We start from the raw sequence: 12,681 nt of genomic DNA, 5'->3' as shown, positions 1-12,681 counted from the left end.
TTTGCAAAAGGATCTATTAAAATTTTACTGTTGATTTCCGCTTCAGGCACTCTTCTTAAGCGGTCAGTCCGGGAGCCTCCTTGGCGTTTCTTGAGCCTGCAGGATATCCCTTAACCCCTTTTTCTAAGCAGGAGTCTCAGCACCCGCTCCAATCAGCATACTGCCAAAATCAACATATAGCTTTAACTGAGCCTAGCAAAAAAGGCTGCTGATAGATTATCGGCTGCCTTTTTTGCGTTTTCTGTCTTTCGATTTTTTCGTTTTGATCATTTTGGATGACGGCTGCTTTCTGATCCATTTAATATAGCCTGAAATGTTAGCATCCCTGCGCAAATCTTCCAGTGTATTCAGCCGTACAGCAAGTTCCTCGTTCATGTAAAGGGCATGAATTTGTTTATGGCAAGGTATGCAAAGGTAAGCTGTTGAAAGAAACGTCCCTCCCATTTCTTTCGGAACAAGATGGTGAACCGTTAATTTCACTTCTGTTCTTCTGCATAATTCGCATGTGCCAATAAGTGATTTTCCCATACGCCTCATTCCTTTGACTGCCATAGGGTGATTAAAGAGTTTCCAAATAGACGGATGTCCCTTTCCCTGCTGGTTCAGCCGGTTTAACAACCAATTTTTTTGGAAGGCGGGCACGGAGCTCCTGTACATGGCTGATGACGCCAACCGACAAATTTTGAGACTGCAGCTTTTCAAGTGCAGATACAACCGTGTCCAAAAGATCAGCATCAAGTGTGCCAAAACCTTCATCAAGGAAAAAGAACTGCAGCGGGAATTCTCCTCTAAGCTGAATTTGGGATGACAGGGAAAGAGCAAGGGCAAGAGAGGTCATAAAGGTTTCTCCACCAGAAAGGCTGGAAACCGGTCTGCGGACTCCTCCGTTCGCATCATCCCTCATGATGAAGCCGCCCTGCGAATCAACTTCTATTGCATATCGCTGCCTTGTCAGAATGCCAAGACGCTCTGATGCATCCCGGCTTACCTGCTCAAGCTGTTCCTCTGCAATGTATTCCACAAAACTATTTCCTTTAAAGACGGTCTGCAGCTTATCAAGCCTTGAAATCAGCAAGCCTTCTTCTTTTAAGAGCATTTCGATTTCTTTGTATCTTCCATGCTTTTCAGTAAGTAATTGCACTGCTTTGGCAGCAGCTCCTCTTGCCTCAGCTGCTTGATTGACGAACTCTTCCATTTCCTTTTTAACCTTATTGGAGCTATGCCAATCCTCCTCCGTAAGCGTTTGTCCCGCTCTTTTCTCTGAGATACGTATTATGTCTCCCTTTACTTGTTTCACTTTATCCGTGTATTGTTCAATTTCAGCCTTCATTCTCATTTTTTGCTCTGAAGGCAGCAGGTTTAGAGAAACCTTTTCAGCTTCTTTTATAATAGTTTCCGCTGTTTTCTCTGCCCACTTTTGCTTGGCCCTCTCAACCCTTGCCAAAGCGTCAGCTGCAGTTCTTTCTGAAGCCGTTTTCTGGCTTTCCATATGCCGAAGCTGATTGGATTTGTCCTGCCAATCCTTATAGGCTTCTTTTTCTGATACAGTCATTTCTTCCAGAATGCGAATGGTTTTATTAAGCTGCTCTGAAATGGAAAACTCCCCTTCATATTCAGTCAGCAATTTGCTTTTTTCTGTTATCCTTTCTATTTTGGACTGTACTTTTTCATTTAGGCTGATCTGCCTTCTGATTGTCTCTGCTTCCTCTTCCTGAAGTTTCTTTTTGTCAGTTTCCTTCTGCTGAATAAATTGAACACTTGTATCAAGCCGCTTTCTTGTGTCCTCAGCCGTCTCGTCCTTCTGTGTCATTTCCTGAATGAACTTCTCCAGTTCATCCATCGGGAGCTCTTCAAATTCCTTCGTCCACTTCTCTTCCATTACCTTCAGCTGATTCTTATAAGCGGCTTGTTTTTTCTTTAATTCACTCGCTTCTTCCCCTATACGAGCGTGGTTTTGCTCCAGCTGCTCAGGCTTATGAAGGGAAGATTGCAATGCGTTTATAATGCTTCCGGCACTTTCGTTCACTTCAAGGTAATCCTGAGAAAGCCCCTTCAATTCATTTCTAAGAAGATGAATGGCTTTTTCAGGATTTTCAAGCTCCTCAGGCTTCCAAAGCTGTTCAATCTCCTCAAGACCAGAAGCATTTATGCTTGTTTGCAAGAAAGGAAAGCTCTTCACAAGCCGGTCCGATAATCCTTCAAGCTGGACAACCAGGCGTGCGGACGTTTTTTCTTCATTTCTGCATGATTCCTGCAGCTCTTCAAGCAGCAAAATTTCTGCTGATGGATTGCCTTCGCTGCCACTGTTATCCTGAACCGGATTAGGATGATGGATAGAGCCGCAGACTGGGCAAGGCGCTCCTTCTTCCAGCTGATCCTTAAGCTGCAATGCAATGCTTTGGGCCCTTTCCAATTCCAGCTTATTCCGTACTTCCGCAGCTTTTCTTGAAAGGCTGTGCTGAAGACGCTCAATATCTTTTTTTCTTGAAGCAGTTCGATTAAACAGCATTTGAACGGCTTCAAATTTCTCTATTAAACGCGCTTTGTTCCGTTCGTTGTGATCATTTGCCTGCAGCAGCTGGGCCGTAATGTCCTTGAGCTCTTTTTCTTTTTTTAAAAGGGCTGCTTCTGTTTCATTAAGCTGCTCATTAAGCCCTCTCCATTCCCGCTTCCAGTCATTTGCTGTGAATAATCGGTTCCTGTACTGGCTTGAAACGATATTTTCTTCAAGCTGTACCTGCAAAACCTTTTGCCTTTCAGCTGCCTTTTGCAAAAGATCATTCAAATCTTTTTGCTTTTTCGTCTTTTCAGCAAGCTCTGTTTCCACAGCTGAAAGTTCATCTGTGAGCTGTTCGTGCTCTTTTTTATGCTGCAGAACTTCTTCTTCTGCTTGTTTAAGGTAGCCGAGCCTTTCTTTTCTAGCCAGGAGGCCGGGTTCTTCTTTTTCTTTTTTCTCCCTAATATCCGAATACGTTTTTTCTGCAGCTGAATGGGTATTTTTTATTTTTTCGTGCTGCTCCTTTAAAAGCTGCAGCTGCTTTTCCTCTTCCTTCTGGTTTTCAGCCGCAGACTGCAGAGCTTCAGCATATGGGCTAAGTCCCTCTGCTTCCTCAGCGAGAAAAAGCGTATTCTTTTGCTCCTGAATCCCATCCTTTTTTGTTTCAAGACGAGATAGCTGTTCTATGTATGCTTTTTCTTCGATTTGCAGATTCCAAAGTGTTTGCTGCTCTTCAAAAGTGCGTCTGAATTGGCTGTATTCCTCTGCTCTTTTTTTATAAAGCATGGTTGAATCTTTCAGCTCTAATTCAGCTGCGGTTAGGGCTTCCTTTGAAGCGTCTCCAAGCCCCGCCTGTTCAGCCGCAAGTTTCTCATAAGAACTCCTCGTTTCTGTCATGCGGTTTCTCAGTTTTTTAAGAAGAACATCCCCGTACTGTTCAAGGTGAAAAAGCCGCTGCAGCATTTGACGGCGATCTGCCCCTTTCAGCGAGAGAAACTCGGCAAACTTTCCTTGTGGAAGAACAACAGCCCTTGTAAAATCATCAATTGTTAAGCCAAGCAGGCTGTAAATTTTCTCGTTTACTTCATTCGCTTTGTCAGCAAGCACAACAGGTTCATCTGTTTCATCAAGCAGACGGCTGATCGAGGTCTTTACCCTTTGATCATCTGAACGTTTGTACATTCTTTCAACGGTATACCGTTTTCTTGAGCTGCCGTTTTGAAGCTCAAATGTGTAAGAAACAGAAAGCTTATCTTCCGCATGATTCAAAATCCCGATTGTGTTGTTGGCAGCACGTTCTACCTTTCCGTATAAAGCTAGTGTCATAGCATCCAAAATGGATGACTTTCCGCTTCCAGTCGGCCCGAATATACCAAAAACCCCGCCATCACAAAGGGTTTCAAAATCAATAATCTGCTTTTCGCGAAAACTGTGCAGTCCTGCAATTGAAAGCTTGATCGGTCTCATAAAAGCACATCCTCCCCCCGTTCGATTTCCTCTTCATGAACGAGCTCCATAAAAAGCTTCAAAAGCTCTTCATCCGGTTTCGCTCCATTTGTCTGTCTTTCATAAAAGTTAGCAAAGAGCTGATCGATTGGAAGCCTTTCTTTGCGGGGGGCAAGGGCTCTTTCTTTGTCCAGCGCGAAAATCGGCCTGATATGAATTAGGCCTTGATGATTTTTGCGCAGGTTCTGAATTTCTTCAATAGACAGCGTATCTGTCAGCTGAATCTCCAAATCAACCCATGCATTCTGATCTCTGCCGTCATTCAGCCACGAATATACCTGCGAAAGGCCTCCATCTGCCTTCCATTTCACGAGAGGCTTTCCGCTCGAAAGGAAAATTTCGCTCACAGCAGCCTTGCTTCCTGGTTCAACTTCAATAATAGAAACAGATTTGGCATAACCGGCTTCTGAAAAGCTATACGCCAGCGGTGACCCTGAATATCTCGCGATTGTTTTCGCCCTTTTTATCTCCTGCGGTCTGTGAAGATGGCCGAGTGCGGTGTATTGAGCAGCTTCTGGAAGGCTTGTCGCTGCAACCGTATAGGCTCCTCCTACTTCAATCGGTCTTTCTGAATCGGAAGAGCTTCCGCCGGCTACATAAATGTGGCTCATTGCCATGTTCACTGTATCTTTACGGAAATAGCTGCTCATTTTTTCAAACAGTCCCCTGATTCTGAGGTCATATTCATCTCTTAGCAGCAGTTCGTCCATTCCATCTGCCAAAACCTCTGCAAGTCTTGCTTCTGAAGGATAAGCAAGTGCTGCGACCATCATCTTTTCTTGGGCTGAAGGAACGGGAACCTCAAGAACGCTTGAAACAGGATATCCGATTAAATGAATGCCCTGATGGCCTGCAAGCGGAGAGGCTGCAGAAAGCCTGTCAGGGTTATCATGATTTCCTGCAATCACGACCATTGGACGCTTTCCGAAATTCGATAGTCTTGACAGACTTTCATAAAAAAGCTGTTCAGCTTGAGCTGGAGGATTTACTGTATCAAAAGCATCTCCCGCCATCAGGATGGCATCCACTTTTTCTTTTTCAACAATTTCGGCCAGTTCATCCAAAAACTCAGCCTGTTCAGGAAGCCGGCTTCTGCCTTCCAGTGTTTTTCCTAAATGCCAATCAGCTGTATGCAAGATTCTCATGTGCTAGCCTCCTTTTATAAGCATTACTGCCAAAAGGAAGAAGGCATTAAATAGCGGCTTTTTCCAAATTGGCAATTTCTTGTTATCTCTTTATCATTTGGCTTTGTTGACTGTTGATTTCCGCTTCAGGCTCTCATCTTAAGAAAGGGTCCTTTAGAGCCTCCTCGGCGCTACCCTAGCCTGCAGGGTCTCCATTGAACCATTTCTAAGCAGGAGTCTTAGCACCCCTTCAATCAACATGGCGCCAAAATCGACATTTAGCTTAAACTTGTGCCTATCATTTAAAAAATAGCTTTCTTTATATCTTTAGTAAGTGTCTTCCATCAAAAAAGTAAAGATAGCGTTCTTTGAGCGGTTTTTTGTATATTTTTTCAATCGCTTCCCCATATAGGGACAGCTGAAGCTCATAACGTTTGCGGAGCACAGGAGCTGCTTCCTCATAATCTTTAAATCTTCCATAAATCGCATCCGTTTTATAGTCTAACAGAACCAAGCCTTCCTCATCCTCAAATAGACAGTCAATAACCCCTTGTAATAGGACCTTTTCTTCACGGGGTCCGGACTGTCCCATGTATACCTTTGAAGACGGCATAGCATAGCTGAACGGCACTTCCCGTTTTATGTCAGATGCATTCATAAGCCTTTGGCCGATTGCTGTTTCAAAAAAGCCCATAAGGCTTTTGATGCTGATGGAATCCAGCTGTTCTTCCGTCAGCAGCTCCTTGCTTTTCATGATCGCAAGGGTTTCAGCTAATGACTCCTCTGTAACAGGAGAATTCAAGCTGACATGCTGCATCACTGCATGCATGGCCGTTCCGCGCTCAGCAGGAGTAAGTCCTTTTTTCTGCAAGAACTTCGGCCTGTCATAAAGACCTTTTGTTTCAGCTGGTTTCACGATTGCATGATCGCTGTACTCATCCGTATATTGCTGCTGGCGCTTAATTTCAGAGACTGATTGCTTGGAACGCCATGCAGCAGCATTTTTATAAGCGTACTCCCATTCCAGCTGGTTTTTTACCTGATGTGCCAAAAGCCCATCTGCCGGCACTTTTTCGCCGCTTGAAAGCATGTTCATATATTCTTCTCTATACTCTTTTTTCAGCGGCTCCGCAGAGGCGATCTCTTTTTCCGGAACGAGTTCCACTTTCCACCTGGAAGGATGGCTTGAAATCAGGCTTTCAAATGCTTGAGCCTCTGTATGGAGAACTTCCGCATCCCTGTGCCTTACCATGGCAGGCCCGATCCAGTCAAGATAGCTTTTTGCCTGCAGTCTGTTTCCATCAGGCAGCAGCCAGTCTGAATAGGCTTCAGCGGCCTGCCAGGAACTCAAGGTTTTCTCTGCCTGCTTCAGTGTCCCGATCAGGTAAAGCTTTTCCTTTGCCCTTGTAAGAGCCACATAGAGAACTCGGAGCTCTTCAGATAGCAGCTCTGTTTTGATCTTTTTTTTAATAGCCAGATATGGAAGAGTAGGGTAGCTGATTCTAAGGGCTGGATGAATCAGCTTTGTTCCAAATCCAAGCTCCTTATCCAGCTGAAAATTCTTATTGAGATCCATCAAGTTAAATTGACGGGCAGTGCCTCCGACAAAGACAACCGGAAATTCAAGCCCTTTACTGGAGTGGATCGTCATAATCCGGACTACATCTTCCTGTTCTCCAAGCGCCCTTGCTGCCCCGAGGTCATCACCGCGTTCCTGCATCCGGTCTATGAATCTCAAGAAACGGAACAATCCTCTAAAAGAAGTTGCCTCATATTGTCTTGCCCTGTCATATAAAGCTCTCAAATTCGCCTGGCGCTGTTTGCCGCCCGGCATTCCGCCAGCATAATCCAGGAACCGCGTTTCCCTGTAAATCTGCCAGATTAAATCAGAAACGGCTTCTTTCCTTGCGGTATCACGCCACTTGAGCAGCTGTTCATAAAAATGGCTGCTCTTATGGAGCAATGCCTCATAATTTGCAGGACTTTTTTCCAGAAAAGCTTTAAACGCTTCATAATAAGTCCCTTTTGGAGCATGAGTTTTAATGATAGCCATTTCACTTTCTGTCAGTCCGACGATCGGTGAACGGAGTACCGAGGCAAGCGGGATATCTTGATAAGGGTTGTCGATTATTTTTAACAGTGACATCATAATGGCGACTTCTGTCGCTTCAAAATAGCCATTGGAGAGATTAGCATAAACAGGGATTCCCTGCTGTTTAAACTCTTCCATGATCTGCGGCGCCCAAGGCATTGATCTGAGCAGCACCACAATATCCCTGTAAGTAATGTTTCTCGTACCACCGGCTTTGCGGTCTTCAATTTGGAATCTGCCGTCAATCAGCTCGCGAATCTTAGAAGCCATTAGGCGCGCTTCGAGCTGAACGGTATCAATTTCCTCTGCGTCGAATACCGCCTGCTCATCTGCTTCGCCTTTTCCTCGAGATTCACGGTCAACCAAAAGGAGCTCTGTTTCCATTCCGCTGCTTTCACCGTATGATGCACCAAGCTTCAATTCAGCCGCTTCATCATAGTCTACTTCCCCCACCTGCTCGCCCATGAGCTGTTTGAAAAGATAGTTTGTACCGTCAATAACCTCAGTACGGCTGCGGAAGTTTTTGGATAAATCAATCCGAAGGCCTGTTCCATTTCCGTCAGTGTGAAATCTCTTATATTTTTGAAGAAATAGAAACGGCTCAGCAAGGCGGAAGCGGTAAATCGACTGCTTCACATCCCCTACCATAAACAAGTTGCCAAACTCTTCCCCTTCTTTTGTAACGAGCTGCAAAATCGCTTCCTGAACAAGGTTTGTATCCTGATACTCATCCACAAGCACTTCCTGAAACTGCTGCTGATAAAAAAGAGCTGCTTCCGATGCTGCAGGGGTGCTGCCGTGGCTGCTGTTTAAGATTTGCAGACATAAATGCTCCAAATCCTGAAAATCAACTAACCCTTTTTCTTTCTTTTTCTGCTCAAATCGCTCTCCGAAGGTTTTCACAAGGCTGACAAGCGTTTCGATGACCGGAGCCAAATCTTTCATATCTTTTGAGTGGCGGGCGAGATCCCTGCTGAACCATTCTTCCTTCAGCTGCTGAATTTGCTTTTTTGCACCGTCTCTCAAATCAGCTGCTTTTTTAAGGAGTACCGGGTCGTATTCATCTCCCTTGCACGGCTTTGCCCGCTTTGGTTCAACGGTTTGAATTTTTTCCGAAAGCTCCTGGAACGAATGGCGGCTCTCCAAAAGGGACCTCACTTGCTCAAAGTAATCCCCGATATCAGCCGCACGCGGTGCAGGTCCTCCCGGAAGCTTTGTTAGATCAAGCGCTTCTTTCAGCCTTTCACTTGCTGTTTGAAGGACGAGTAAAATGTCCTTCATCATATATTGAAAAAATGGCTGTTTCTCGATCGCCGCCTGGCTTCTATGCTCATATTGTTCTGCCACTTCATCAAGCCATCCGGCAGGGTTTGGGTGCGAACGGGAAAATTCATACAAACTGCGAATCAGATTTTGAAGAGCCAGGTCACTTCTGTCAGACGAATACCTGTCTACAAGGTCAAAGAAGGCCTCATTCCCTTCCGCACCATATTGCTCCTCAAATAAATCATCCAGCACCTCATCAATTAAAAGGGCACCTTCTGTTGAATCAGCAATGCGAAAGCCGGGATCAATGTCGATCATATAATAATATTTCCGGATGACATTCAGGCAGAAGGAATGCAGCGTTGAAATGGAAGCCCTGTTTAAAAGGCTGATCTGGCGCCTCAGATGAAGGGAAGAAGGATTCTTTTTCAGTTCTTTTTCGAGCGCTTCCCCAATCCTGTTTTTCATTTCTGCTGCTGACGCGTTGGTGAATGTCACAACAAGCAGCCGGTCTACGTCGATCGGGTCCTCCCTCGAAATAATCTTCCGGATAATCCGTTCAACGAGCACAGCAGTTTTTCCTGAGCCTGCCGCTGCTGCGACCAGAATATCCTTGCCGCTTGAGACGATTGCTCTCCATTGATCATCAGTCCATTGGCTGTTTTCCGGCTTTACAATTACTTCATTCATGGCCTTTTTCCTCCTCCCTCATCCTGCCCAGCACCTCTTCATTTTTTTCGCTTTTCAGCACTCTGTATTCATTTTCTTCAAGTGACTGGTCAAACTGGCAGACACTTTTGAAAGAGCAGAATGTACATGGGATTTTATCCTTTAATTTATAAGGATTGATGTCAATTGTCCCGTTTGTGATGTCAGTTCCGATTTTTTCGAACTCGTTTCTGACATGGTTCCTGAGCAGGGAAAATTCTTCTTCACTCGCAATCGAAGAATCAGAACGGAAGCCTCCTCCTTTTTTCAGTCCTGCTGAGACAATCTGAGAAGAGCTGCCGTCAAGTGTCAAATCCATCAGCTGAACGGTTTCTTCGTCCCCAAGCAAAAGTCCCTTCATTTTGAACTTTTTAAAAATCTCTTCCTCAATTTTGTCTAATGAGAGGAATGATTTTGACTGAACCATTGGATCATGAACATGGAAGTACAGAACACCTGCCGGAGTGGCTTTCACTCCAAGCCAGTCAGCTGAATGGGTGATGACTATATCCAAATAAGTAAGCATTTGAAGTGCTATTCCGTAATAAACTTCACTTAAGTTGAGCGTCTTTTCACTAGATTTGTAATCGATAATCCTTAATAAAATCCCTCTTGTGCTTTCTGCCCGATCCACTCTGTCAATTCTGCCGGCAAGCTCCATTGTGCAGCCATTCGGCAGCTTAAATTGAAGTGGCGGAAGTGAACCTCCTCTGCCAAATCCAAGTTCCAATCCTATTGGCGTAAATTCACTTGCTTTCGCATGCTCTGAGAGGATCGTTACAGCTCTTGCGATGATTTTTTCAAGCTTGCGTTTTAAGTAAGTATGACGGTTGGAACTGAGAAGAATTTCACGCTGAAGCCTTGGTGCCAATTTTTCCACAGCATCACCTGATAGCTTTTCACACTGTGCTTTTGACAGGCCTCTCCATGAAAGCTTCATGTCTCTTAACTGTTCCGATATCATCTTCAGTGCAGAGTGGAACATTTCTCCGATATCTGGAGCCTCAAGCCGAAACTGCTGTCTCTCTCTTAGCTTCAAACCATGTGAAGCAAAATGGGAAAACGCGCAGCTGCGGAACATCTCCATTCTGGAGACACTGCCCTGAATATGATCTCCGTAAAGCTCTCTTGAGACGTTTTCCTCCAAAGGCTTTGAGGCATTTTGGTAAAAAAGGCTTCCTAAAACCATTCTCGTTCTTGCTTTATAATCGGATTCCATTAGATAGTTGTAAGCATCCCACCATACGTCATCAACCGGGTAGCCTCTTTTCCATGTCTGCAGCTGGGCTGCAAGATAAGTAAGAGTGACTGGCGGATTGATGATAAACGACAGCTGCTCATCCAAAGGAAGCACCTCAGGTTCATTGACATAAAAGACATTTTCTATATTTGGAAAAATTTCCGAGATTCGTTTAACAACTATAGAAGGCAATAATGCTTTCCCCTCTTCATCTGCAAGAGGATAGGAAAGAAACAGCTTTTCTCCGCTGCTTGTCAGCGCCCGGTAAATGAGGAAGTTTTCATCAAGGAGCTGTTCCCTTGCCGTAGGAGCCACTTCCATACCGCTCCTGTTTAAAACCTCTCTGTCCTCTTCTGAAAGGACGCCTTCTTCAACAGGTTTTGCAGGCAAAATCCCATCATTTGCCCCGATAATAAAGCTGCATTTCATTCCGTAAAATCTGGAACGTTCAAGATCAGCAATAAGCACTTGGTCGATCGCTGGCGGAACAATGGAAAATCTCAGCGCTTCAAGCCCGGTATCAAGCATGTCGATAAAAAGGCTGTTGGATACTTTCTGCTCGTCCATCATCTCAACGAATTCATCCAAAAGGCCGATCACTGCGCTCCAAACCTGATCGTGCTCCCTTGCTTCAAGCAGATTACCTTTTTCTTCTGCCTCCTTGCGAAGAATTTCAAGCTTTTGAGGAATTTCCAGCTCCTCCAGATAGCCATAAAGTGCTTCCGCTTTCCCTCTTCCAGTTCTTGCCTTCCCAATTCTTGACTGCATCCTTCTCAGAGGAGGAACGATCAGTTCCTTTAGAGCGTTAAGACTTTCTTCTTTTTCAAGTTCTTCATCTGTTACAACAGCATTTTCTTCCATATTTCGGAATCTTCTGTAGATCCACCGGCTGCCGTCCGTCCATCTGCTGCCCTGTATACCGTATGCCAGCACATGATTCTCCAGCTCGTCCATTTTCTCCCGCATGATTTTTCTGTCTGACTCAAGCGGATAAATCAGCTCTGTTTTGATCGAACGGAACACCGCTTCGTACCGCCAGTTCCCTGTAACAGTTTCGAGAGATGAGCGGATCAATTCAATCAGAGGATGATGAAGCATTGAACGCTTTTGGTCAATGAAAAATGGAATCTCGTAATCTTGAAAAATTTGCGTAAGCAAATCATGATAGGACGGGGCATTTCGGACTAGTATGGCAATATCTTTGTACCGGTATCCCCCTTCTCTTGTCAGGCCTTTTATCTTTCTCGCAATTCCCTCTATTTCAGAGCGGCGGTTTGCCGCCTGTGCGAGCATAATATCCGTTTTATCCAAATATTCTTTAACAGGCCGTGCGTCGTAATTTTGCTCAAGATGATAGAGAGATGGCGATGACTGAAATCTTTTCAGTTCTTCCATGACAATGGTTTCGCTGATTTCCGCATTGTTCAGTTTTGCCATTTCCGAAAGTTTATGGTATGTCATTCCTGTCATTCTGAACAAATGCAGCTCGTGCGGCAAATGCAGATTAAAAGCCTTATCAGCTGCCAGCGCAAAGGTGACGCTCTTTGCTTTATTCATAAGCGCTTCAATCACACGGTATTCCTGCGGAGTGAAGCTATGAAATCCATCCACATATACATCAGCATTTTCAAGATAGACTGATTCTGCAGCCTGACTCGAAAGAAGCCTCAAATAATCCTCTGAGTCAACATATTTACCATCGAGCTGATCTTCCATCTGCCTGTAGACCTGCAGTAAATCATGTATTTTATCCGCAAGTGCCTGTTCACTTCGCACAGGCGATTCAGCAAGCTCCATAAGATGGCTTTCAAGCCCTTCTGGGGTAATGCAATACCGCTTGAACTCTGTCATAATGGACTCCACATGCTGAATAAAGCCGCTTTTTTCGCTCGCTTTCCCATACACATGAAACTGCTGTTTTTCTTCTTCCACAATTTTTCTCAGCAGCATCTGAATGCCTGTAGTACTTATGTGCTGTCTGCTGATTCCCCCTGTTTCCTGAAGAATCCGCCAGGCAAGGCGTGTAAAACTAAATACTTGGGCCCTTATCATCCCGTCAAGTTCAGGTGTTTTAACAAGCTCATATTCCATAGCAAACGTCATTTGTTCTGGTACAAGAAACAAAATCGGGTTTCCGTCAGGCTGGCTTTTCAGGCTTGTCCGTATTTCATTTAAAATCTGTGTGGTCTTGCCGCTGCCGGAACGGCCAAGCAAAAATCGTATTCCCACGTTTAAGCCCCCTATGTAT

General features: G+C 44.8%; 4 protein-coding genes and 2 pseudogenes. All 6 read right to left on the bottom strand.

The genetic code is table 11. The features are described from left to right. Nucleotides 1–216: 216 nt before the first annotated feature. The 6 genes and pseudogenes from hlpB to addB all read right to left on the bottom strand — a co-directional run bounded on the left by hlpB (nucleotide 217) and on the right by addB (nucleotide 12,662). On the bottom strand, nucleotides 217–528 hold the full coding sequence (hlpB, locus tag ACOT8F_RS04050) for an HNH nuclease-like protein HlpB (protein WP_421650271.1): 312 nt from the start codon (nucleotides 526–528) through the stop codon (nucleotides 217–219). A gap of 31 nt (nucleotides 529–559) precedes the next feature. Then, nucleotides 560–1,252: pseudogene (locus ACOT8F_RS20945) on the bottom strand (SbcC/MukB-like Walker B domain-containing protein); the annotation flags it as partial. 2,034 nt (nucleotides 1,253–3,286) lie between these two features. Then, a pseudogene (locus ACOT8F_RS20940) lies at nucleotides 3,287–3,964 on the bottom strand (AAA family ATPase); the annotation flags it as partial. Continuing rightward, nucleotides 3,961–5,148: an exonuclease subunit SbcD gene (gene sbcD / locus ACOT8F_RS04040; RefSeq protein ID WP_421650269.1), complete on the bottom strand. Its 1,188-nt coding sequence runs from the start codon at nucleotides 5,146–5,148 to the stop codon at nucleotides 3,961–3,963. The pseudogene ACOT8F_RS20940 and the gene sbcD, both read right to left, overlap by 4 nt. Nucleotides 5,149–5,446: 298 nt before the next feature. Continuing rightward, the gene (gene addA / locus ACOT8F_RS04035) at nucleotides 5,447–9,175 is read right to left on the bottom strand and encodes a helicase-exonuclease AddAB subunit AddA (protein WP_421650268.1); all 3,729 of its coding nucleotides are present in this window, start codon (nucleotides 9,173–9,175) and stop codon (nucleotides 5,447–5,449) included. After that, a complete protein-coding gene (addB, locus tag ACOT8F_RS04030; RefSeq protein WP_421650267.1) occupies nucleotides 9,168–12,662 on the bottom strand; it encodes a helicase-exonuclease AddAB subunit AddB in 3,495 nt (1,164 codons plus the stop codon). The genes addA and addB overlap by 8 nt, the downstream gene beginning before the upstream one ends. Nucleotides 12,663–12,681 lie beyond the last annotated feature (19 nt).

The sequence above is a fragment of the Chryseobacillus diguaensis genome (genome assembly GCF_049220665.1).
Lineage (GTDB): Bacteria > Bacillota > Bacilli > Bacillales > Bacillaceae > Metabacillus_B.
The sequence above is the reverse complement of the archived record's forward strand: the minus strand, read 5'-3'. Positions and strand labels throughout refer to the sequence as shown.

Coding starts and splice junctions, on each gene's coding strand:
- hlpB (WP_421650271.1), bottom strand. CDS start 528: ATGGGAAAATCACTTATTGGCACATGCGAATTATGCAGAAGAACAGAA.
- sbcD (WP_421650269.1), bottom strand. CDS start 5,148: ATGAGAATCTTGCATACAGCTGATTGGCATTTAGGAAAAACACTGGAA.
- addA (WP_421650268.1), bottom strand. CDS start 9,175: ATGAATGAAGTAATTGTAAAGCCGGAAAACAGCCAATGGACTGATGAT.